The organism is Bacteroidia bacterium, assembly GCA_037045145.1.
In the GTDB taxonomy this organism is placed as follows: domain Bacteria; phylum Bacteroidota; class Bacteroidia; order AKYH767-A; family OLB10; genus OLB10.
Window position 1 is genome coordinate 856113 of sequence record JBAOIA010000011.1, and the last position, 23993, is coordinate 880105.

Sequence of the window (23993 nt, forward strand, 5' to 3'; positions counted from 1 at the left end):
TAATAAATCTTGTTTCTGGCGATTTTATCTTTTATTAAAATCATTCATAGTTCGGTTTACTCCATGACCAATAAAACTTTTAACTATCTCTTCTGCAAGTTTTAATTTTTCAGGGATAGCGGCAAGCTCTTCTGAGTCCCAACTTCCTAAAACATAATCAGCCTGACGACCTTTTGGGAAATTACTGCCTACACCAAAGCGCAGTCGGGCATAGTTGGTGTTGTTCAAACATTCCTGAATGCTTTTAAGTCCATTGTGTCCGCCATCGCTGCCTTTAGCACGCAAGCGCAGTGTTCCAAAGGGCAAAGCAATATCATCGGCAATGACTAGAATATTTTCAATTGCAATTTTTTCGGCTTGCATCCAGTATTGTACGGCTTTGCCACTAAGGTTCATGTAGGTGGTGGGTTTAATCAAAAACACAGGCTTGCCACGATGACGCCATTCGCAAACATGAGCATAGCGTCCGCTGTTGAAACTGAATTCATGTTGTTGCGCTATAAAGTCAACAACTCCAAAGCCAATGTTATGTCGTGTGCCGACATACTCTGCACCAGGATTACCCAAACCAGCAATCAAAAATTTAGACATTGAACATAAATATTTAAAAAACAAAGAAGCCGGATATTGGAATACCCGGCTTCATCATATTAATAAAAAAATTATTTAGCCGGTTTGGCAGCAGGTGCAGCAGCAGGCTTGGCAGCAGCAGGTGCAGCAGCAGCAGCAGGACTTTCTTCAACCACATTTCTTGTTGTTCTTACAGCAACAATGATGTTGTTTGGTGAGTCAAGTAATGTAATGTTGTCGCGCTGAATATTAGAAACTTTAACTGCTTGTCCTATACCCAAGGTAGTGACATCAATTTCAATAGCATCAGGTAAATTTGCAGGTAATGCACTGATTTGCATTTTGCGCATTTTCTGAATCAGCTTACCACCTTGTTTAACACCTTCTGCGCTGCCTTTAACGGCAACCGGAACAGCTATAGAAACAGCTTTGTCCGGATGTAATTGCAAAAAGTCTACGTGTTGGATTTTGTCCGTCACAGGATGAAACTGGATGTCTTGCATTACTGCATGAAACTGCTCTCCATTTACATCGAGATTAACCGTGTAAACTTGTGGAGAATAAACCAGATCTCTCAGTTCAAGTGCCGTTGTGCTAAAGTGCACATTTTCTTTCCCACCGTATAACACGCATGGTACATTACCATCGGCACGGAGTTTTTTCAACTCTTGTTTTTTAAGGCCTACTCTTTTGGTACCTTTAATCGTTAATGATTTCATTGTAATTGATATATAAATTTAAGATTTAACAAATAGATTGCTGATAGAAGAATATTCATAAACCCTTCTGATAGCATAAGCAAAAAGTTCTGCCGTTGATAGCTGTACTATTTTTGTTGATTTTTTTCGTAATGGTATGGTATCAGTTACTATCAGTTCGGTCAGTTTGGAGTTTTCAATAGTTTCATAAGCATTGCCCGAAAGCACAGCATGTGTACAGAAAGCCCTCACGGAGCTGGCTCCTTTTTCTATAAGCAAGTCGGCAGCTTTGGTTAATGTGCCTGCTGTATCCACAATGTCGTCAACCAATATCACATCTTTACCCGTAACATCACCAATCACCTGCATGCTGGCCACTTCGTTGGCACGCTTGCGTTGTTTGTCGCAAATAGCCATTTCGGCATTAAAGAATTTGGCATACTCGCGGGCACGATAAACACCACCCATATCCGGTGCTGCTATAAGCAGGTTGGGCAGGTTAAGGTTTTTGATATAGGGAACAAATATGGAAGAGGCATCCAGGTGATCTACCGGAACATCAAAAAAACCTTGAATTTGCGGAGCATGTAGGTCCATGGTCATCACACGGGTAACACCGGCAGCAGTGAGCAGGTTGGCAACTAATTTGCTGGCAATAGCCACTCTGGGTTTGTCTTTTCTGTCGCTGCGGGCAAAGCCAAAATAAGGTATAACGGCAGTGATGTAGTGTGCCGAAGCACGTTTGGCAGCATCAATAAGCAGTAGCAGTTCAAACAAATTATTTGTTGGCGCAAAGGTTGACTGAATGATAAACACATCGCAGCCACGGACCGTTTCGTCAAAATAGGGCGAAAATTCCCCATCACTGAAATGCGAAACAATGACATCGCCAAGGGGCAAACCATAACTAAGCGCAATATTATCAGCCAGATAGCGTGTTGCCTCACCTGAAAATAATTTGACTTCTCTTGCCATAGATAAAGGGGATTCTGAAAGGGCTGCAAAGAAAGGAAGTTTTAGGCAATTTTCAAATAGTTCATTTTGAATATTTTTTTAGTGTTATCAAAAATGAGCTAACGTATCGCTGAAATGTGTAATCGTAGAAATTTAAAAGGATTATATGCCTGCAATTTTGGAGATGTCTCGTCCTAAAATAGGTTTACAAAAAAAATGCCAACAAATAAAAATCCCTGGACTAAAATATTAGCAGCATATAAAACCATGCGAGCTACTCTGGCTGATGACCTCAGCCGCATGGGCAGTAGCAGCACAAATGGTGGCCGCATAGGTGTTAACTGCCCTGCAGGGGCAACAATAGAATATCAGGTATGGGCTAATCTTGGCAGTGTGGGAACCTCGCTAATGGCAAAAGGAATTGACAGCAGTGGCGCAGAAAGCAACACCGTGGCTTCTGGCGGAACTGGTGTATCAAGCTTCGCGTTTTTTATTACCGGCAGCATTAAAACAGGAGCAACTGCAGGCACCGTACAACTCAATGCAAGAAGCATGGCAGGAGGTAACTCTTTCTATATATATGCAGGAGCTGCGGTAAAGGCGGAAAGGATTAATTGAAAATCAAATACACTATAAAAACCGCAACCAGCAGCAGTATAATCATCATAACTTTTCCTGCTGTGTTTTTTTCTTTTTCGGCAGTGCGTCCTGATTCATTTAAGGCTGATTCTTTCTGATAGCGATTAATAAAATTTGTGATTAATTTTTTATCTCCACCGATAAGTATTGTTTGTGGCGAGTGAGTTTTCACATCCCAATAGTTTATGATAAGATATGTTTTGTCTGTAATTTTTTCGGATTTATTTATGCCAGACAAACCGCCAACGATAGCTCCAACACCTCCGAATACAAGTCCACCAACAACTGCCCTGCCTATTACGGATTTATCGGCAGATACCAATTCGCCACGAGTTTTCACATTGAGTGAAATGATTTGTGCATTGTGTATTTCTACTCTATGAGTTAATGACGTGGACAGCGTAATGCCATGCGTGTGCAGCATTACATTTATTTTTCCCGAATCCAAATTGCCAATTACATTTTCATCTCTCAGATAATCGCCTTTAAAGTATGAGTCCTGCCCCCAATTAGTTATTTGCTTTCCAATATTCAAATCAGCAGGCAAGTCGGGAAAGGCGAGCGTTTGTTCGGCTGCGGTAGAGGTAACAACATGCTGCTGTTGTTTTACAAGCGGAAAGGCGCAAGAGGGGCAAACGGTAGCTTTATCGCTTACTTCTTTGCCGCATTCGGGACAGTTAATGAGTGCCATTGTATTAATTATTTAGGAGTGATAAAAATAACTAATCAAAGTGTATTTTAAACCAACGTCCAAATCTACATTAATAGAAATTTGTTTGGCTTAGTAGCCTGCTCAAAGACGAGCAGAAAGCACGACTATCTACAATAGTAGATGTGCTAGTAGCCGATAGAGTAGTTTTTAAGTGACATCTACAATAGTAGAAATTTGTTTGGCTTAGTAGCCCGAAATAAAATACTAATAGGTAATCCATCTACAATAGTAGAAATTTGTTTGGCTTAGTAGCCTTAAACATTTCGCCCAGCCATTAGTTTATCTACAATAGTAGAAATTTGTTTGGCTTAGTAGCTGCATCAAATGTAGCCGATCAGGTAATCTACAATAGTAGAAATTTGTTTGGCTTAGTAGCCTCAGAGCGGAAAACATTGCAGATGTAAGATCTACAATAGTAGAAATTTGTTTGGCTTAGTAGCCTTCTAATAACATGTCAACAGACGTTAAAAATCTACAATAGTAGAAATTTGTTTGGCTTAGTAGCCTATTATTGAAGACTTCATAAACTCTGAATCTACAATAGTAGAAATTTGTTTGGCTTAGTAGCCAATGGTTAGGCAGCTTGACGCATCCACAATCTACAATAGTAGAAATTTGTTTGGCTTAGTAGCCAGCCGCAGTACATTGCTGCACCACGGCTTATCTACAATAGTAGAAATTTGTTTGGCTTAGTAGCTTTTCACAAAACAGAGATTCCTGAAATATATCTACAATAGTAGAAATTTGTTTGGCTTAGTAGCCTATCGCTGCCAAATGTAGAAAATTTTGTCTGAATGCCAATATGTTATAACTAAGTGAATTCTGGAAGTTAAACCCCACCTACTGTATGATCAAAGTAGTTAGGTTTGATTTCCAGTGAATTACAATTTCCTTTTAATTAAATATACCTGAGTTTTGTGTTTTATCCAACTATAATCAGGTTTTTGTCTACCAATTCAGCACTTCCATAGCGTATGGTTTCTTCATGATTGGCTCTAAAAATATAAATGCTGTCACCCGCTTCAAATCTTTTTTTAAATTTATTTTCAATAGCAGTGAGCACAATATTTAACACACGATTTGAATTTTTTATTTCAAATACAGAAAATTGTACACGCATACCATATTTTTCCAGATACTTAGAAAAATGTGTTCTTAATTTATTATTCGTGATATCGTAAGCAATGATTATAACGTTATTCATATTTAAATATTGGAAAGGTGATGGCACTTTTTCGCCCCATAAAACAACGGTAATATTGTTGTAGGTATTTATAGATTTGACTTATGTTCAATGATGGCTTCAAAAAATGTTTGCATGTATAATTTTCTTAAATCAGGTTTTAGATAATAAGCATTTTTCTTTAACTCAAAATCTGATGGCTTAAATGTTTTTAATTTTAATGACTTACGGATACGATGCTCAATGATGCAGCGAAAGGGCTCCATTAAGTCGCAACCAAGCTTTTTGCTAACAAGTTGATGATAAACGCCCATATAGGGATCAAACCCAAAAAGACGTGTCATACATTCTATATAATTAAAAAGCATAGTGTATCCATGTCGAGTGTTATCTTTTTTATTAAATTAAATTTTAAAAAAAGATTAACTATATAAGTTTGCAAAATCTTTATAAGTTTTAAAACTGTTTGGTTTCTTTTGTCAGCTGCGTTAATGAGTGAGCCTCTTTCTTTTTTTAGTTTTTGCAAATCACTTCGCAGTCTTCTTTTTTCATTATCATTGGTAGATTGGTTGAGTAACGTTGCTTTTTTTTCTATTTCGTTTGTATGTTTTTTATAGCTATTAAATTCTTGTTCTGAAATGGTATTAAACAAATAAAGTTCATTATTGGCTTTTAAATCTTGATAGCTAATATCCTGTGTCATCAACTCATTAAAAGCAGCTTTTTGATGAGCCTTGATGTTTTTGAGTTTCTGCCGTAAGGCATCTAAATCAGTAATATTGAGTTGAATATTCGATTTTATTGTTTTTGAAAAATTAGTTCGTTCAAACACTTGCCTTTCCCAATCAGTTATTTTCAATTTAGCTTTTTGCTCTTTTATTTTTTGAGCGTAGTCCACCGGTTTTTTGTTGATGGTGTAATAATTAAAACTCGCTTTCGCAATAGGCAATCCTGCTGATTGTTCTGGTAAACATTTTTGAATACCTGCCAATAATTCTTGCTGCAAAGCTTTGCCTTGTTGTTTTAGTTGCACACTCAAATTATCTTCTTCCTTTTTGTCAACGGTGTTTTCAACTAAATCTACAAAATAAGATAAGCCATTTTTGTTAACTAACTTTTTCAGTAAAAGCCCTGTTTGTGCATTTCTCGCTCTTTCATTAAGTTTCACATCCGCATCGTTTGTTAAAGCTTGATAAGTGGCTTCAAGTTCATCAAATCTATCTTCTATTTCCCAAGTTAATCCTCTAAAATCAGCAATCGCTTTGGTTTGTTTTCTTTTACTTTTATCACGTACTGCTTCGCTATCATGAAACAGCTGCTTAGCATATTGTTTCAGCCATTCAGTTTTTATAGACAATGCACTTTTTGATATTTCATCGCCACTTTTTGCTTTAAAAAAAGAGATATTTTTTCAATTTGCTTTTGAAATCTCCCAATTGAACAACGAAAGACGTTAATTCAAAAGAAATATTTTTTACTTCTCCTACCTTTTGCTGAATAAGATTGTTGTTATCGTTTGATTCTAATTTGAATCGGATTGCTTTGGTTAGTTTGTAATTTTCCATTTTTTATATGCTTATGAATTTCAATTTTAGCTATTAAAATGAAATTATTTTTTCTTTTTTACCACTTTTTCTATTTGATTTAAATTTTCTAAATATGCTTTTTCTACTTCACTCAAGGATTTATTTTGATATTCTTTAAACTCTTTTCTCGCTTTCTCCATCGCTTGTTGATGACTTATTTTTCCATTATCTGAAAGCAATTTTCTGTTAGAAGAATTTAGTAAACTGTCTAATTCTTCAACATAATCTTTCATATACATGGGCTTTTCTTCGAGTGCATTTATTTCTGCCAAATCAAAGTAAGCCGACACCAAGTTGTTCAGAACTTTTAATTCCTTTTCTTCTAAATAATTTTTTGCAATTAAAGCTTCGGAGGCTGTAGGTTGTATTCCTTTAAAGTTAGTTAAACCGGCAAAAGGTTTATCGGAATCAACCCTAAAATAAATAACCTCAGCAGCCGTGTTTCCATGAGCTGCATAATGCAGTTTATTTTGCACCATCTTAAAAAATAAAATACTTTCCGAAGATTTTGGATCATAATCTTTTGCAGTGGCATACAAATCCAATACCTGCCGGTACATTACCTTTTCGCTGCTTCTAATGTCACGTATAGTATCTAAAAGTTCTTTCCAATAATTACCGCCACCCAAGTTTTTCAAACGATGACTATCAATGGCAAATCCTTTGAGTAAATATTCTCTCAATCTTTGGGTAGCCCATATACGGAATTGCGTACCTTGTTGGGATTTTACCCGGTAACCAACAGAAATAATTACATCTAGGTTATAATACTTCACTAGTTTTTCCTGTGTTTTTCCTTCAATAGCACCGTGCTTAGTGGTATGTCGGAAATCCCGACACACCACTTTTTCTTCCAGCTCTCCTTCTTTAAAAACATTTAAAATATGTTCTGCAATGGTACTTCTTCCTTTTCCAAACAATGTAGCCATTTGCTCTTGCGAGAGCCAAACAGTTTCTTCTTCAAATTTTACATCTATTTGTACCGAATTATCTTGGCTTTGATAAATAATAATTTCGCTCATAATTGTTAGTTTTTGCGTTGTACAAAATTCAACCAGCCTTTATTGGTATTTTCAAATTTTAAATTTTTCCATTCCTTACCTTCAAAATCATGAATTTGTTGGATCCACATCAATCCTTTTTTAGCAATATGATAGGCACCATTAGCATCAGCATCTTTGGGTAAAGTGTCATCAGCTTTTCTGCTATCATAAAATGCTCCTTGGGCATTTTTTACAGGCGAAACCAAATAATCTACTTCGCTATTGGTGACGCTGTTTCGCATTTGCAAAGTAAGTTTGAATAAATCCATCAATACCTTGAAAAATTTAGCATTATTTTGTGCAACTATCTGCGATTTGATGCAAATTCCATCGCCATAAGTAATTTGATATTTGCCCAATAAGTCTTCAAATTCTTCTGAAAGTTTTATCTCTTTATTATCCCACTCATTATTTTTTTGAGGATTTCGGAAGGTTAAAATTCTTTCTCCATGAGTACAAACCGTCCATTTGGTTTTGGTGTCTTTGGCTCTTTCTGTAAAATTGTCGTAATCAAAAGCAAACTCAAAATAGTTTTCTTTTTGATTAAAATGGATAGCATCAAAACTGCTAAAGAATTTTTGTGCTTTTTCTACGCTTTCGTATTTAGCAAAAAACAAATTGACAAAACCCGTGGTAGGGTCTATTTTACTGGTGTTCCATGCCGGGACATAAAATAGGAAACCACTTTGTTTTCCCATTTTTTGGAAACTTTCAAACTTGTTGGTCAATTGTAAGGCATTGTATAAATAACCCGCTTCATTTTCTTTTGCATCTTTAAATACTAAATAATTGAGCTTATCAATCAACATTTTCTCTAATTTTTGATAGACTTGTTTTTCTACTTTAAATCTTCCCCGCTTAAAGCCCATGTTCAAATCTTCCATCACTACAATAGCATTGTACTCTACCATTAATTTTGCTATTTTGTGAACCACTTGGGAGATGTAGCCTTCTTTCAGTTCTTTTATGTTTTCAATTGTTCCCCAGTTTTCTCTTGCAGCAGCTCTTTCTTTTTCCTTTTTGTCCAACAAGTCTTTATAGCCTGTTTTATAGGTTTCTCCTTGGTACTCGTTTACGATATCATTCAGAGAAAACTGTTGTAGTATTTCTTCTTTTTGATTGATAAGGGTGAGGTAAATTAAATGCCTTTCGCCACGGTCTAAACCGATGATGTTGACATCGGGATTGTTTTTGAGATAGGTTAAAACATCTTGATTGATATAATCATTTCCTTCTGCTTTAAAATTTAAAGTAATAGGAACATGGAACTGGAATTTGTCCACCGTAAAACGTTTGTCTTTTACCAAATCGTAGGTAAACAAACTTTCTTTCTTGGTATTGAGTGGGTTTTTATTAGCAACTTTTTCATTGGCTTTATGAATGATTTTTTTATCATCAGTAATTGATTTTTTACGATAAAAAACTTCTGCTTGTCCATTGAGCTTATAAACAACATCTTTTAAGTTTTCCTCATCAAACAGGGCTTTCCAGTACATTGTGTGCATATTGGGCATACCTTTGCTATATTCAGAAAAATCTTTGTTGTAGATTTGAAATAGGTAGAGTTTACCTACATCAACCAATTGATTGATGTAGGTCTCATCTATTGCTGTGTATGAAATGGTATAACCTTGGGCTTCCACTTCTCTATAAAACTCATCAATTGAATCGTAACTTTGTGTATCCGAAAATTCAAAACCAAATAATTTCCATTCCGGATGTTTGTCAATTGAAGCTTTGAAAAAATCAATCATCTTTCTACAATCACTCAAGCTGAAATCCCTTTTCTCATAACCTTTTTGAGGCTCTCCACCTTTGGTATGTGTACCGTAATTTCTAATCGTTTCAATTTCTTCTGATGGATTATAAAAGCCGATATTTCTTGCACTAAAAAATACTTTAGGTAACATTTTACTTGCACCAGGAAGCAGTTTGTAATTGATTTTTGAATAAGTATTATCTGTATTTGCTTTGGGAGGATTTTTAAAAATTCTATTGTGATTTTTATCCATGATACCCAAGTAATACAAATTACCTTTTTTGAATAATACGGAAGTATTATCCGATTCTTTGTTTACATCCCAACCTGCCAACAAAGTGCTGTTCTCAAAATTCAACTTAATTTTTTCAGTATTATAAGCTTTTTGTGTAGCAAAATTTCTCACTTTATTGTAAAGCGGAATAAGATGTTGCAGTTCTTTATAATATGGTTCTAAAGTGTTATAAAAGTTTTGGTCTTTTTCTAATGTGCTGTCGTTAGGCAACATTAAGGGTTTTACAAAATGTAAAATCAGCATTAAGCTATCTAAAAACAATTTGATATTGTCAATATCTGTTTGCTCTTGGTTCAGTTTTTTATCTTCTGGATAGTTTTCTAAAATTCCTTTTACACAAAGGTATTTTGCATCAACATTTGACACTAAATCATATTCCTTATCATTTACTTTGGTTTTGAAATTATTTTTAAAATAATCTGAAATGGTATTGGATTTTAAATCTTTCAAAGCATCGTTTTCATCTTTGTATTGCTGCAAAGCATTTTCAATTTCAGCTATGGAAAAATAATTTTGCTTTAAGTACCTCTCCAAACTTTCTTCTTGTTTTTTACTCAATCCCTTCTTAGTAATTTCCAATCCTTTTAAAAAAGAAAACCTCATTGCCTCTTTTATAATGCTAAAATCTCCAAAAACTGCTTGTGAAATATCTGTTATGGAGCGGTCATTTCGGATATAGACTTGGGAAAGATTATAGGTAGTCAAGTCTGCCAAAAGCTCTTTTATTCGCTCTAGAACATTCTCGGTTTCGTCTTTTTCAGAGGATTGATAAGAAATTAAATTGGCGTGGTAATAATCGTTGATGGCTTTGAGAACTTCTTGACTATTATCAAATTTTTCTTGTAAAAAAGAGATACTTTCGCTATCGCTCAAAATCATTTTATAGAGCGGTTTTAATTTAGGTAGGCGGTATTTTTTATCCTTCTGCTTTTGGTTGTATAGGTTGATGTATTCGTTTAAACCTTGGATTTTTATTTCATTTTCTTGAGATGTTCTTCCTCCGATAATGAGGTTATAAACATCAATTTGTTTTTGAGTTAAAACCATATTGTAATAGTCTAGCTCAAAAACTTCATCAATGGAAATTATATTTAGATATTCCTCAATTTCTTTGTAAAGTTTCTTGCAATTTTCTTGAAGTTCAGGCACCTCTTTCAGTTTGTCAAACACCTTCATATTATCCAGAAACTTGGGTAAATTCTCATGTATCAAACGATAAGCAATGGCGGTACTTTGCTCTTTATCGGAATACATGTTTTTTCGGTTTTCATGAAACCCTGTGAAGTAGGTAGTAAAGGTTTTAAATTCTTCTACTTCGTCTTTTTTCACTTTTTCACTGAGCCAATTGGGTAATAGCTCGGTGATTAATTCCTTTTTATCTAAAGCAGAAAAAATTTCTTTGGCATTTCCGGTTTTAAATCCATTTACAATTTCTTTCCTAAGCTCGGTTTGTATTTTTTCTAATTCTTTTTTAAAACTTTCTTCTTTTTTCCGTTCAGCAGAGGCATTAAATAAAGCTTGATAATCTTCTAATTTGCTTAACCGAACTTTATCCATCGCCAATTCGATAAAATATTTGTGGTATTCATCAATGATTTTTTTGACGACTTTGTAGCTACTAGCTCTTTTTTCATCTTGCGTTAATAAGCCTTTTGTTTTGATGTGGTCTTTGGTTTTGCCAATGGGTTTGAGTTCAAAACGGAGTGTTTTACTTAAAGCGTATTTGTTGTTGAATTGTTGCATAGAGGTTTTATAAAATAGTGAAGGTTAAAAATAGAAATTTCGTACTGTATCATTGCAATGTGTTTCTTTCAAAGCAATCATAAAATGTGTATTGTATTGAGGTTGTTTAAATTAAGTTTAATTATAAGATTCTTTTTAATCGAATTAGAATAAGGGAAGAAATTTAGACCTCACTAATAATATTAGACAAATTGATTTTCCCTAATATGGCAAGAGCAATCAAGTAGGGACATGTGCCATTGCATTAACTAAAGTTGTAAGTTGTTTATTAAAATTATGTGGTTAAATTCGCTATGGAGTTACTTGTTGTAGTTTTATTATTGGTAAACATCTTTTGAAAGCCGTACTTTTTTTGCAGATCAATCTCATTTAAAATAGGCATAAAAAATCTTCTTCACTCATTTGTATAAGTTGAAATTTTGTATTTTCGCAGCCTCGTTTTTTGAATAGAATATACCCGGATGGCGGAATTGGTAGACGCGCTGGTCTCAAACACCAGTGAGCTAAACCTCATGCCGGTTCGATCCCGGCTCCGGGTACCAGTAAGCCCTCACAATGAGGGCTTTGCTTTTTAATCTTTTATAGCTATGGCAGCACCCGGTTTTGATGATATATACATGGATCTGGCAAAAACACTTGCCTTAAAATCGCATTGTGTTAAAATGCAAGTAGGTGCAGTATTAACAAAAGATACACGAATTATCTCTCTGGGATATAATGGTCCACCTTCCGGCACGCACAATTGCGATACAGAATGGCCTGATGAAGGGTGCCCGCGCGACAGCAAAGGCGGTTGCTCTTTAGCCATTCATGCAGAACAAAATGCTGTTCTCTATGCTGCAAAAAATAAAGTGTCGGTAGAGGGGGCAACGCTATATGTAACGCTTTCGCCTTGCCTGGCTTGTGCAAAGGTGGTGTTTACAGCAGGTATAAAAAAAGTGATTTTCTTAAATTCTTATGCCCGGTATAAAGGCATACAGTCGGATGAAGGAGTGGACTTTTTAAGAAAATTTAGTGTAGAAGTGCAACAATATCGTCCTGAGGCTGTTTTGCCTTCAAAGTAATTTCAATGGATTCAAAAAGCAACAAAAATTTTCAGCCTATTGTTTATGCTTTGCTCATTACAGTAGGCATCGTCTTAGGAATGTCGTTCAATAATTCATTTAAAGGAGGTCAGAATATTCTTTTTAGCCGTGGCTCTTCTGCCGGGTTCAATAAAATAAACGATGTAGTCAACTATATCCGTCAGGAATATGTGGACACTATTAATCAGCGGGAGTTAGTTAACAGCAGCATAACACAAATACTGCAAAACCTTGACCCACACTCCTCCTATATTCCTGCAGACGAACTGAAGTCAGTTAACGAACCCCTTGAAGGAAATTTTGAAGGTATAGGCATAGAGTTTCACATACAGTACGATACCATCATGGTGGTGTCAACCATTGCAGGTGGCCCATCAGAAACTATCGGGCTGCGTCCCGGTGACCGCATTGTCGAAGTAGATAAAAAGAAAATTGCCGGTATAGGCATAAAAAACGAAGACGTGTTTAAATACCTGCGCGGCCCCGAAGGAACCAAGGTTGCCTTGAAGGTTAAACGCAGTGGTATAGAAAAATTGCTCGACTTTACCATTATAAGAGGTAAAATTCCTATCCGCAGTCTGGAAACATCTTTTATGGCTGATGCAAAAACCGGTTACATAAAAATTTCGAGATTCTCTGCCACAACCTACGATGAATTTATGGAGGCTGTAGCAGCATTGAAAAAACAAGGCATGGAAAATCTTATTCTTGACTTAAGAGGAAATCCGGGAGGTTATTTAGATGCAGCTACCATGCTTGCAGATGAGTTTTTGCCCGATAAAAAATTAATCGTTTATACAGAAGGAAAAGCACGTCCGCGAAAAAATTATTATGCCACGGAGAAAGGTGATTTTGAAAAAGGAAAAGTTTTTGTTCTGATTGATGAAGGCTCTGCTTCGGCATCAGAGATACTGGCAGGTGCCTTGCAGGATTGGGACAGAGCAGAAATTATTGGTCGCAGATCATTCGGTAAAGGATTGGTTCAGGAGCAAACATTGTTTCCTGATGGCTCTGCTATGCGCCTGACCGTAGCACGTTATTATACGCCTACCGGACGTAGCATACAGAAGCCTTACAAGAATGGCTACATGGCCTACGAAGAAGAAGTGTTTGATAGGTTTAAGCATGGCGAAATGGTGAATGCAGACAGTACACACTTTAACGACTCATTAAAATATACAACACCCGGAGGTAAAGTAGTTTATGGCGGAGGCGGCATTATGCCTGATTTGTTTATTCCTATTGATACGACTGCCGACAATGAATTTGCCCGTTCTGTTTTTGGGTTGGGGTTGGTAAGCCGCTTTTCGTATGATTATACCGATAAGAACAGAAACAAACTTAATGCCTATAAAAGCATTGACGATTACATAAAAAATTTTGCTGCCGACCAGCGGCTGCTAAGCGATTTCTTTGTTTACGCCATTGACAATAAAGTGAAACCGGATGAAAAAAGTATTCATGCATCGAAGCAGCTAATTGCCAATCAGCTTAAAGCAAACATCGGAAGGTTGTTATTTGGCAATGATGCTTTTTATCGTGTTGTATTGTCTGATGACAAAGCGTTTAATGCAGCATTACAGCAATCGGAAAGCACAGAACAGGTTATGGTTAAAGAGGCAAAAGAGAAATAATTTTTACACCTTATTCTGAAAAGTATTAATTTTTTCCAGCACAATCTTTTTTATCTCCAGCACATCCTCTTTATAAAAACCCGTAGCTACAATAGCACCTTCGCCTGTTGTGTTGATGGTGATAGACGAAAAGCCAACTAAAGGCGTGTTGACTTCAACAGAAGATATTCGCGAAAAAGGAATAGTTTTTTCTTCTCCGCTGAATACACCCGGTATTCTGAAAGTTATTCCATCATTGTCTATTCTTATTTTGTTAGGCAATACTTTATTCCCTTTCGACATTCGTGATGCTTTATACTCTTTCATTGTTATTTGAATAAGGTCAAAGTTATGTAACATTCATAGATCTTTCACAAAAAATAAAATAGTGGCATCTGATTTGCGTTAATGTCATTACCGTAACACAGAAAATAAGGAGTTTTTCAGGTTAGTTTTAGGTTAGGTAAAAGGGCTGTCTGCATCAGACGGCCTTTTTATTTTTCCATCAACAATTCGTGAATTTTTAATACCTGCGGCAATAAAGGCGCTGTGCCATCATTTTTTATCAGATAGTTACAAAGCTTATTGCGATCTTCTTCATTAAGCTGTCTGGTAATAATTGCTTTTATTTTTTCTTCCGTGGTGTTATCGCGTTTAATGGCACGTTCAATTCTTAGTATTTCGGGTGCAGTGACACAGATTACAGCATCTAAATCTTTATTTGCTCCCGATTCAAACATAATAGCTGCTTCTTTTAGAATATAATCAGCATGTTGCTTAATGCACCATTCATTGAAGTGCTTGGCAACTTCAGGATGTACTAAGGCATTGACTGTTGCTAACTTTTTTTCATCGTTAAAAATAAACGAAGCTAAAACGGAGCGATTGAGTTCATCATGCTCGTTGTAAATACTGCTGCCAAAAAGTTGTTTGAGTTTACTGCGTAGTGGTTCATGATTCATTAATTGCTTTGCTGCTGTGTCTGCATCATAAACCGGTATGCCTAATGTTTTAAAGATATTAGCTACAAATGTTTTTCCTGAACCTATGCCCCCTGTTATGCCAATTTTTTTCATCAGCGCTCTATAAAATAATTGACTGTTGACGGAACAATAGATGTTACATTTATACCTTGTGGTTTACGGACTAATTCAACGGCCAGCTGACCTTCTTTTAAGTATCGTTTTGCAGAAACCATTACCTGAAATGAATCTGCATTTAGTTGCTCATAACGTTTTAACGGTACCTGAACAATAAGTTCTGCATTTTCAGGAATGAGTATTACCTTACCGCTTCCGGCAACAGAATAATTTAAGGTAACAGGAATTTTTTTCTCGATAAACTCTTCAACAGGTATAAAAATCTTTATTTCTTTCTGTGATAAATTAACTTTACCGGCAGGTGAAATTAATGAAAGGGTCGCTTTTAAATCACGGTCAAGGTTTTCGTAGGTTGCTTCAATAGTTTTTACTTCCTGAACACCGTCAAGCTGACTTTTCTCTCCCGAAATGGTAATGCTGTCAGGTATCATGCTGACTTTTCCTGACAACCCAAAGTTTTTCTTTATAGAATACGTGAATTGCATAACTACAGGAACCGTTTTCAGGTACTTGGATGAAAGATATAGCCATACAGAATCCGGTAAAGTGGATACAACATCCATTTCTTTAAGCCTGTTTTGATTCTGATTTCTGAATTCGCTTTGTAAACTAATGCCTAACTTTTCATTGTTTACTGCGTATTTTTTCAGATCAACAGTTAAGTCTCTTTCACGGTTTCTGATTAAAAACCAAAACAACTCAAATCCTCTTGAACGAAGTGTTACGTTTACCTGTTGGGGTATTTCGCTGATGACTTGCTTTCTGAAAGGCGTATTCTGAAGGGTAATGTTATAAGTTACGGGATAAACATAGTTCTTGTTTAATGAATATAAAATCCAGAAAACTAGTGACACGAAAACACAAATAAAAAATACGGGCAATGATGCATTGCCTCTTAACCTGATATTTTTAAAAATATTCAAGTGTAAGGCTTTTTATTTTTTATCTTCAGTTTTTTTATACTGCTTGGAAGCTTCTGCAGAAACTGCGCTTTTGTCAATTTTAACTCTTACGTTGTTGTCAATCTCTAGGATAAAAAATGTTTCGCCAACTTCAGTAATTTTTCCATGAACACCACCAATGGTAACCACTTTATCACCTTTGTTAATACTTTCTTTGAATTGTTTTTCAACTTTCATTTTTTTCATCTGTGGCCGCAGCATAAAAAAATACATGATTACAATAATTAATCCCAACATGAGAAATTGCTGCATGGCCATGTTGCCTTGCGATTGAAGTAGAATGGTTAAATACATTATTTGTCTTTTTTAGAAATGTCTGCACTAATGGTTAAAACTTTTGTGTTTGGAACTGTGTTGGCAAGTAATGTTACTGTCTTACTGGTCATGCCATGTTTGCCTTCACTGTTAAAAGTAACTTTGATAAATCCTTCCTGCCCCGGTGCAATAGGATCTTTTGAGTATTCGGGAACGGTACAACCACAGCTGGCACTTGCTTGAGTAATAATTAATGGTGCCTTGCCCGAATTTTTAAATTTAAAATTGTATGATACGATTTCGCCTTCGGTAATAGGGCCGAATTCGTGATTATCACTTTCAAAGTCGAATTTAGGTAAAAGAGAAGTGTCTGCATCTGCAGGCTCTGCACTTGCAGGGTTGTTTATCATTTCAGGTTCTATGGTTTTCTTTTGCTGGTCGGACGTGCATGATACAAATGCAAAGCCGATAATACATAAAACTAAAAAAAGGTGTTTCATACTGTAACTCAATTTTGCTGCGAAAGTAAGGCTAAGTTACTTAAGCAGCAAACTGTATTTTCGACAATTGCTATATTATCAGATTTTTTTCAGGCTGCTTAAAAAGTCTTCTTTCTTGCGTTGCGATACAGTAATTGTGCTTCCATCGCTCATCACCACATAACCACCACGGCCGCTTTGGTACTTTTTTATACAGTCAAGGTTCACTAAATGTGAGTGGTGAATTCTGAAAAAATTATATTCGGTAAGTAAGTCTTCAAACTCTTTAAGGTTTTTGCTTACCAACAGTTTCTTGCCGTCAGTAAGAAAAACAGAAGTGTATTTTCCGTCAGCTTCGCAACGTAAAATATTTTTTATTTCAATAAACTCAAGTCCTTCACCAGAAGTCAGTCCAATTTTCTGATGATTGCTGCTTTTCTGAACGTTTGCAATAAGCGTGTTTACTTTTTCTTTATTGTTCTTGCGGTTGCGGTTTTCTTCCGCACGTTTAATGGCTTTAATTAACTCTTCTTCGTCAACAGGTTTAAGAATATAATCCATTGCCGAAAATTTTATAGCTTTAATGGCATATTGGTCAAAAGCAGTAATAAAAATCACATCAAAATTTACCTCATCAAATTTAGAAAGCAAGTCGAAGCCTGTGCCACCGGGCATTTCAATATCCAACAGAACCAAATCGGGTTCACTCTGAAGAATCATTTGATAGGCTTCTTTAGTATTTGATGCTTCGCCAATTACTTTAACCTCGGGGCAGTTGGTGGCAAGAATCATTTTAAGCAGCTCTCGGCCACGTTTTTCATCATCTACTATTAATGTTTGTAACATCTTGTTTGGTTTTAAATCGGTATGGTAACAATTACACGTGTTCCTGCTGCATTATGCTGTTCATCTTCTTTGTCTATAATCTGAATGTCAATATGCTGTTCTCGTATGCTGTTTAATGTTTTAATTCTGTCGTCAATTAACTGTGTTCCTCTTGATATATGTTGTGATGTTGATTGGTTTTTTAATCGTGCGGCCTCTGCTCTTCCTATTCCGTCATCATCAATAATGCCAACAATACATCCGTTTTTTTGTTCAAAGATAAGTGTTAAATTGCCTTGTCGGCTTAAATTTACCAATCCGTGGTTTATGGCATTCTCAACAAAAGGTTGAAGCAGGGTAGCCGGAATCTCAGTGTTTTTAAAATCAATTTTATCATCAACCTGTAAATGGAAGTTAAACCCTTCATCAAAACGCATTTGTTCAAGTTCAATATAAAGTCTGAGCATGTTTATTTCTTCCTCAAGTGTGATGCTCTCGGAAGTTGAATGGTCGAGAAACATACGTAGCAGCTTCGAAAATTTTGTAAGGTATTTATTGGCAGCAGCATGATTGTTGGTTGTTATAAAAAATTTGATGGTGTTGAGGCAGTTGAACAAAAAATGCGGATTCATTTGTGCCTGAAGCGCTTTTAATTCAAACTCAGCAAATCGTTTGTTCAACGCAGTTTTCTTTTTTTCCTGATTGCGTATATGTTTAATTCTGAAATAGGCTACCAGGCCAAGCAGTGCAATGCCTGTCATATAAATAATTACCAAGAAAAGATTGCTCTTATAAAATGGTGCAGGCACATAGAAACGCAATGATTTTTCTGTACCAAAAATGCCGTACAACCGAACTTTAAATACATAATTCCCGGGATTCAGGTTAAAATAACGTGCTGTACGCCCTGTAGTTGCAGTGCTCCAGTCTGCATCAACACCCTCCAGCTTATATTGAAAAAAGACCTTTTGAGGGTTATTGAATTTTGGAGCAGTATAATTTATTTCAAGTGTTTTTATTTTTTGGAACAGATTTATATTACCTGCCGGTGTAAGTTCTTTATCATCAGCTTTAATGTTTTCAATAATTATTTGAGGTATGTACTCGTTCTTAAGAATTCTTCTGGTATTGAGAATTGCAACACCTTTTATTGTAGGGAACCAAAAATGTGTATGGTCTTCTTTCAGGAAATTAGGTTGAAATCCTGAATTAAATTCAGTTGTTTTTAGCCCATCTTTTCTGTCGTAATAATTAAAAGAAAGCGTGGCGGATTTCTGATCGGCAAAATTGTTGAGGTCGTACTTTTTTACATTGTAAATTCCTTTGTTTGCAGTAAACCAAAGGTTTTGTTGATTATCTTCTGCTATACAAAACACATCTAATGTTGATAGTTCGGGTATATTGTTGTAGCTTATAAATTTCCCTGCTTTCAACCTTGAAAAACCACCTCTTATGGTACCTATCCATAAAGTCTTTTCTTCATCGAAGTATAAAGAGCGTATAGCGTTGGATGGCAACCCATGGTAGGTAGTAAACAAATCAATTTTCTGTGCATTTATTTTATATAAACCATTGTTGCTTGCTGCCCAAATACTTCCTATTGAATCTTCAGTAAAATAAGTAACCTTGGTTTTTATAATATCTTTAGCAAAGTGACTTATGGTGTCATGCCGAATGGTGAATATACTTTTATCGGTACCAATCCAAATGGTTCCTTTACTGTCCTGATATAGGGCAAAAACAACATCATCAGTAAGTCCGTTTGTTTTATTGTAATGAAAAATTTCTTTGTCGTTTTTAAACTTAAATAGACCTCCGCCATAGGTTCCCACCCAAAGGTTTTCGTCTTTATCTTCAAGCATAGACCAAATGCATGTGTTTTCTTTAGGTTCAGCAATTTTAATGATTTTACCTTCAATAATTTTATTGATACCACCACAATTGTTGCCAACATAAACTGCACCATTGGCTGACTTTACAATAGGAGCAACGCCATCAGCAATTAATCCATCTTCTACAGAAAAAGTTTTAAAAATTTTGTAAGTAAGTTTGTTTACCCCGGCATTGTTTGTTCCAACCCAAATATTGTCTTCCAAATCCTGATAAACAGTTTTGACGTTGTTGGATGACAATCCAGACTCCTCAGTAATCTGTGTAAAGTCGTTTGTGCCTAAAAGGTAGATGCCCTCAAGACCATCAAAAATCCATTTCCTATTCTGTCTGTCCACAAAGATTCTAAAAAAACCTTCTGATTCATCAGGAAGACTAATTGTTTCAGTTTTTGCCGCACTTACTTTAAAAATTCCCTCTTTTGTGCCAACCCATAAAAAATTATCTCGGTCGTAACACAGGCTTAAAATTTCTGTTTTAGGAATGCTTTCAATCTGTTGAATATTGCCATTTTTCAACTCAAATAAACCACCTGTTGTAGCTATTAATAAACTGTTGTTTTTGCCTTCAGTAATTAATCGAATGTTGTACTGATTGATGCGCGTACTGAAATCCAATATGTTGCCGACAACGGTATAAATTTCATTATTTGTTGTAGAAACATAAAGCGTTCCATCTTCAGAAAAACAGAAATTAGAAATGTTTATGTTACCAAATGATTTTTCGAACCCGGTAAATGTTACTCCATCAAATTTCACCAAATGTCCTTCATCGTCAAGCAGCCAAAGATTTTTATTTTTGTCTTCCTTTATAGATAAGACGGTATTGGACAATAAGCCTTTTGTTTCATTGATTCCAAAGACTGTAAAAGTGATACCATCATATCTCACCAATCCACTGAAAGTAGAAAACCACAAGTAACCGTTTGATGTTTGAAGTATATCAATTATCGAGTTTTGCGGAAAACCGCTTTCGGTATTAAATACTTCAATAGAGAAATCATTTTCAATACCAAGGCTTTTCTCTGATAAATACGATTGTGACCTGACAGAAAAAGTTATGGTCAGGACAAAAAATAAGATTAGCAGATAAGCCCGTTTATGCATGTTGTTTATGCTGCCAAATTAAGCATTAAACGGTTTAATTTGATAAGGAAAGTAATAGGTGCAACAACAATAAATCCGCAAAGAGATTTGGAATTATTAGCAATAAAACAACTATCTCAATTTTCAACTTAATCTTATCATAAATATGCTCAATTGTTACTTTCCGGCTTTTGTTTATCGCAAACTAACATTACATTCGTAAAAGATTTCAGCAGTAGATTATGACTATCAAGAAAGGCGATAAAGTTTCATTTAACCTCCCGGGAACAGGGAATCGTCAGGTAGCAGAAGTTACTGATGTACTTGAGAAATGTGTTCAGGTAAAATATAATAACGAATCGTACAGCAATCTGCTGACATTAGATAAAGATAAAATTCTGGAAACATTACCAGAGGCTCCAAAGATGGAGTAAAGATGCGGTTTATTTTCTGTTTTTAGGTTAAGGGCTGGGAGAAATCCCGGCCTTTTGCATTTTTAACAGCAAGTTTTAAATCGCTTAAAACATTCAATTATCTGATTATCTTTGCAAAAAAATCAAATTCTTTATGATTAAAAAATTACTAGCAGTTTTATTGTTAATTTCAGGTGCTGCTCAGGCACAAATTTTTAGATTGACCTATAACACAACTGTTTGTCCAAGTCAGCTAAATGCTACTACCGGTGTATATCTTTATGCCGGAGCAAACATTACCTCTCCAGGTGCTGCACCGGGTTATTTTATGGGTAGTATTAACCCAACTGCTTATCCTTTATATCAGACACAAACCGGAGTATGGGAGATATGCTTCAATCCTTTTCAGACATTTCGTGATGGTGCAGGAAGCTTAATTCCGGCCGGATCAACTATATATAGTATTGATGTGAATTTTACCGATGCTGATACTATTTTTACCGGCAATTGTCAGCATAGTTTTATTCGAATAACAACACCTATGAGCAACTCTTCTTCCAACTTCCCTGCTATTGCATCAGGATTGGTTGTAGCTACTTGTAACGTAGGTTTGCAGGAAATGCCAAATGCACAAGCAGTAATCACACAATCTGCTAATCCATTAACATCTACTACAACCTTTCGTCTGTTACTTAAAGACCCTTCAAAAGTAAATCTCGACATCTATAATGTACTTGGTAAAAAGGTTTGTACAATTGTTGATGGCAAAAAACTCAACGGTTATTCAGAATTTAACTGGGACGGAACAGCAGAGAACGGTAGCTTACTGGCAAATGGCTGTTATTATTATTCACTTAAACTGAACGATAAAATTTATACAAGTAACAAACTGATTATAGCCCGCTAAAGAGTAGAAAACTCAGGAAGGAACGTATGTTTTGTGGGTTTTAACTTATTTCAAACATATTGTTTTATCTTTTCTGACGATTGTTTTTGATATGAAGGAAATTATTTTTTTCTTTGCCTCTGATAAGCCTAACTGAATATTATCACCATAAAAATTATTATGAAGAAGTTATCATTACTATTATTATCAATTGCCTGCATCTTTTCAGTAACCACTATGGATGCGGCAAAAGCCAAGAAAAGCAAAACTGCAAAGGCAGACAAGGCGTTTAATGCGGGTAAATATGCACCTGCAGCAGATCTTTACAAGAAGGCCTATGGTAAACAAAAATCTAAATTGGTAAAGGCAGAAATTGCCTACAAAGCTGCTGAATGTTACAGCAAAATGAGCAATAGCAAAGAAGCCTTGAACTGGTATGAAAAATCTGCTAAAGACAATGGTAAAAACCCTGATGCAGTATTGAAATATGCACAGGCTTTAAAAACCAATGGCCGTTATGATGAAGCTGTTGCACAATTTAATGCATTTAAAGCACTTGAACCCGGAGATAACCGTGGTCAGGATGGTGCAACATCGTCAGAAACTTCGCAGCAGTGGAAAGATAAACCAACTAAATATAAGGTTGAAAACGTTGCAGCATTAAATACAAAATATTTTGACTTTGCTGTTGCCACATCAAACTTAGAAAAAAACACACTTTATTTTACATCTTCAAGAGCAGAAGCTTCAGGAAATAAAAATGATGCATGGTATGGAGAGAAGTTTTACGATATTTTCAAATCTACACAAGATAATAACGGAAAATGGAGTATTCCAACACCAATCAGCGAAGCGATAAATACTGTTGCCTCTGAAGGTGCTATGACTTTTGATGCAAAAGGCAATGTAATGTATTTTACACGTTGCCAGAAGAGCGATGAAAAGGGTAAAGAAGGACAGTGCAAAATTTACAAGAGCGTTTATGATGGCGCAAAATGGGGAGCACCTGAATTATTACCTTTCAACAGCGATAATTATACTTGTGGGCAACCTTCACTTTCTGAAGATGGAACTACACTTTATTTTGCATCAGATATGCCGGGTGGTGCAGGTGGAAAAGACATCTGGATGACTAAAAATGAAAATAATGCATGGAGTACACCTGTTAATATTTCTTCAATAAACACAGCAGGAGATGAAATGTTCCCATATATTGCAGCAAACGGAAAATTATATTTCTCATCAAATGGCCACATGGGCATGGGTGGACTTGACATTTTCTCTGCAACATTAGAAAATGGAGCATGGGCAAATGTTACCAACTTAAAATATCCGGTTAACTCTTCATGGGATGATTTTGGATTTATGTTCAATTCAGCAACTACAGGATATTTAACTTCAAACCGCGATGGCGGACAAGGACAAGATGATATCTACTCTTTTGTAGTTCCTCCTGCAAATTTTGCAGTTTATGGTCGTGTGTATGACACAGACACCAAAGACGCAATTGCAGGTGCAACAGTTGAACTTTTTGGCAGTGATGGTACACAGCTTTCTGTTAAAACACAAGATGCAGGAACATACCGCTATGAGTTAAAACCTGATGTTGACTATAAGGTTTCAGCATCATTTACAGGCTATCTGACACAATTTAAAGAACTTACTACCAAAGGCCTTGATGAGTCAAAAGATTTTGAACAGAACTTCGACTTCCCATTGAAATCAACATCAAAACCTATTGCATTACCTGAAATTTTCTATGACCTGGACAAATATTCATTACGTCCTGAGTCAAAAGCTGCACTTGATGGCTTAATTAAAGTATTGGATGATAACCCAACCATTACCATTAAACTTACTGCACACACCGACTTCCGTGCTGATGACAATTACAACTTAGCACTTTCTAAAAAACGTGCCTTAGCTGCTTACAACTATCTTGTTTCTAAAAAAGTTGACAAAGATCGTTTGAGCTGGGAAGGTAGAGGAGAGAAAGATGCCAAAGAAGTTGAAAATGACGAGCAGTATCTGCCATTTAAACGTGGCGATAAACTTACAGAAGAGTTTATCAAAGGATTGTCTTCTGATGAACTGAAGGAAAAAGCACATCAGTACAATCGTAGAACTGAGTTTACCGTGCTGAGTACAGACTATACGCCCAAAAAGGCAAAATAATTTGATGTATAAGAATTGCACTAAAAAAGCAACCCGGTCATGG

22 protein-coding genes, 1 tRNA gene and 1 CRISPR repeat array are annotated in these 23993 nt (G+C 35.8%); of the genes, 7 read left to right on the forward strand and 16 right to left on the reverse strand.

The features are described from left to right. Positions 1 to 24: 24 nt before the first annotated feature. The 3 genes from pth to V9G42_04820 all read right to left on the reverse strand — a co-directional run bounded on the left by pth (position 25) and on the right by V9G42_04820 (position 2243). A complete protein-coding gene (gene pth / locus V9G42_04810) occupies positions 25 to 591 on the reverse strand; it encodes an aminoacyl-tRNA hydrolase (GenBank protein MEI2758742.1) in 567 nt (188 codons plus the stop codon). 71 nt (positions 592 to 662) lie between these two features. Beyond that, positions 663 to 1289: a 50S ribosomal protein L25/general stress protein Ctc gene (locus V9G42_04815; GenBank protein MEI2758743.1), complete on the reverse strand. Its 627-nt coding sequence runs from the start codon at positions 1287 to 1289 to the stop codon at positions 663 to 665. An 18-nt stretch (positions 1290 to 1307) separates the two neighbouring features. After that, on the reverse strand, positions 1308 to 2243 hold the full coding sequence (locus tag V9G42_04820; protein MEI2758744.1) for a ribose-phosphate pyrophosphokinase: 936 nt from the start codon (positions 2241 to 2243) through the stop codon (positions 1308 to 1310). Positions 2244 to 2438: 195 nt separating this feature from the next. Between V9G42_04820 and V9G42_04825 the strand changes: the two genes are divergently transcribed. After that, entirely contained in the window at positions 2439 to 2840 is a 402-nt protein-coding gene (locus tag V9G42_04825; GenBank protein MEI2758745.1) for a hypothetical protein, read from the forward strand. Here the strand turns inward: V9G42_04825 and V9G42_04830 are convergent. From V9G42_04830 to cas12a, 6 genes are all read right to left on the reverse strand, one after another. After that, positions 2833 to 3552 (reverse strand): zinc ribbon domain-containing protein, encoded by a 720-nt coding sequence (locus tag V9G42_04830; protein ID MEI2758746.1) that lies wholly within the window; start codon positions 3550 to 3552, stop codon positions 2833 to 2835. The two genes, V9G42_04825 and V9G42_04830, sit on opposite strands and share 8 nt — an antisense overlap. 177 nt (positions 3553 to 3729) lie before the next feature. Continuing rightward, a CRISPR array of direct repeats spans positions 3730 to 4335; the repeat unit is 35 nt; unit sequence ATCTACAATAGTAGAAATTTGTTTGGCTTAGTAGC. A 160-nt stretch (positions 4336 to 4495) separates the two neighbouring features. Then, entirely contained in the window at positions 4496 to 4777 is a 282-nt protein-coding gene (cas2, locus tag V9G42_04835; GenBank protein ID MEI2758747.1) for a CRISPR-associated endonuclease Cas2, read from the reverse strand. A 68-nt stretch (positions 4778 to 4845) separates the two neighbouring features. Next, complete coding sequence (locus V9G42_04840; GenBank protein ID MEI2758748.1) at positions 4846 to 5100, reverse strand: CRISPR-associated endonuclease Cas1; 255 nt, start codon at positions 5098 to 5100, stop codon at positions 4846 to 4848. Between the two features lie 5 nt (positions 5101 to 5105). Beyond that, positions 5106 to 6113: a hypothetical protein gene (locus V9G42_04845; GenBank protein ID MEI2758749.1), complete on the reverse strand. Its 1008-nt coding sequence runs from the start codon at positions 6111 to 6113 to the stop codon at positions 5106 to 5108. Between the two features lie 252 nt (positions 6114 to 6365). Then, positions 6366 to 7364, reverse strand: a complete 999-nt coding sequence (locus V9G42_04850; GenBank protein MEI2758750.1) for a virulence RhuM family protein — start codon at positions 7362 to 7364, stop codon at positions 6366 to 6368. A gap of 5 nt (positions 7365 to 7369) precedes the next feature. Further along, positions 7370 to 11182, reverse strand: coding sequence for a type V CRISPR-associated protein Cas12a/Cpf1 (gene cas12a / locus V9G42_04855; protein MEI2758751.1), 3813 nt, complete (start codon positions 11180 to 11182; stop codon positions 7370 to 7372). 455 nt (positions 11183 to 11637) lie between these two features. Here cas12a and V9G42_04860 point away from each other — a divergent pair. From V9G42_04860 to V9G42_04870, 3 genes are all read left to right on the forward strand, one after another. Beyond that, positions 11638 to 11724, forward strand: a tRNA-Leu gene (locus V9G42_04860). 45 nt (positions 11725 to 11769) lie between these two features. Then, complete coding sequence (locus V9G42_04865; GenBank protein ID MEI2758752.1) at positions 11770 to 12246, forward strand: dCMP deaminase family protein; 477 nt, start codon at positions 11770 to 11772, stop codon at positions 12244 to 12246. A 5-nt stretch (positions 12247 to 12251) separates the two neighbouring features. Continuing rightward, entirely contained in the window at positions 12252 to 13901 is a 1650-nt protein-coding gene (locus V9G42_04870; GenBank protein ID MEI2758753.1) for a S41 family peptidase, read from the forward strand. A gap of 3 nt (positions 13902 to 13904) precedes the next feature. Here the strand turns inward: V9G42_04870 and V9G42_04875 are convergent, their stop codons facing one another. The 7 genes from V9G42_04875 to V9G42_04905 form a co-directional block, all read right to left on the reverse strand. Beyond that, positions 13905 to 14240 (reverse strand): PH domain-containing protein, encoded by a 336-nt coding sequence (locus V9G42_04875; GenBank protein MEI2758754.1) that lies wholly within the window; start codon positions 14238 to 14240, stop codon positions 13905 to 13907. A gap of 134 nt (positions 14241 to 14374) precedes the next feature. Continuing rightward, positions 14375 to 14956, reverse strand: coding sequence for a dephospho-CoA kinase (gene coaE, locus V9G42_04880; protein ID MEI2758755.1), 582 nt, complete (start codon positions 14954 to 14956; stop codon positions 14375 to 14377). After that, a complete protein-coding gene (locus V9G42_04885) occupies positions 14956 to 15903 on the reverse strand; it encodes a CdaR family protein (GenBank protein ID MEI2758756.1) in 948 nt (315 codons plus the stop codon). The genes coaE and V9G42_04885 overlap by 1 nt, the downstream gene beginning before the upstream one ends. Before the next feature lie 12 nt (positions 15904 to 15915). Beyond that, complete coding sequence (gene yajC / locus V9G42_04890; protein MEI2758757.1) at positions 15916 to 16236, reverse strand: preprotein translocase subunit YajC; 321 nt, start codon at positions 16234 to 16236, stop codon at positions 15916 to 15918. Continuing rightward, the gene (locus V9G42_04895) at positions 16236 to 16697 is read right to left on the reverse strand and encodes a DUF1573 domain-containing protein (GenBank protein ID MEI2758758.1); all 462 of its coding nucleotides are present in this window, start codon (positions 16695 to 16697) and stop codon (positions 16236 to 16238) included. The genes yajC and V9G42_04895 overlap by 1 nt, the downstream gene beginning before the upstream one ends. Positions 16698 to 16775: 78 nt before the next feature. Beyond that, a complete protein-coding gene (locus V9G42_04900) occupies positions 16776 to 17522 on the reverse strand; it encodes a LytTR family DNA-binding domain-containing protein (protein MEI2758759.1) in 747 nt (248 codons plus the stop codon). A gap of 11 nt (positions 17523 to 17533) precedes the next feature. After that, positions 17534 to 20497: a two-component regulator propeller domain-containing protein gene (locus V9G42_04905; protein MEI2758760.1), complete on the reverse strand. Its 2964-nt coding sequence runs from the start codon at positions 20495 to 20497 to the stop codon at positions 17534 to 17536. A 221-nt stretch (positions 20498 to 20718) separates the two neighbouring features. Here V9G42_04905 and V9G42_04910 point away from each other — a divergent pair, with 221 nt between their 5' ends. The 3 genes from V9G42_04910 to V9G42_04920 all read left to right on the forward strand — a co-directional run bounded on the left by V9G42_04910 (position 20719) and on the right by V9G42_04920 (position 23950). Further along, entirely contained in the window at positions 20719 to 20910 is a 192-nt protein-coding gene (locus V9G42_04910; protein MEI2758761.1) for a hypothetical protein, read from the forward strand. Positions 20911 to 21043: 133 nt separating this feature from the next. After that, positions 21044 to 21796: a FlgD immunoglobulin-like domain containing protein gene (locus V9G42_04915; protein ID MEI2758762.1), complete on the forward strand. Its 753-nt coding sequence runs from the start codon at positions 21044 to 21046 to the stop codon at positions 21794 to 21796. Positions 21797 to 21955: 159 nt separating this feature from the next. Further along, positions 21956 to 23950 (forward strand): OmpA family protein, encoded by a 1995-nt coding sequence (locus tag V9G42_04920; protein MEI2758763.1) that lies wholly within the window; start codon positions 21956 to 21958, stop codon positions 23948 to 23950. Positions 23951 to 23993 lie beyond the last annotated feature (43 nt).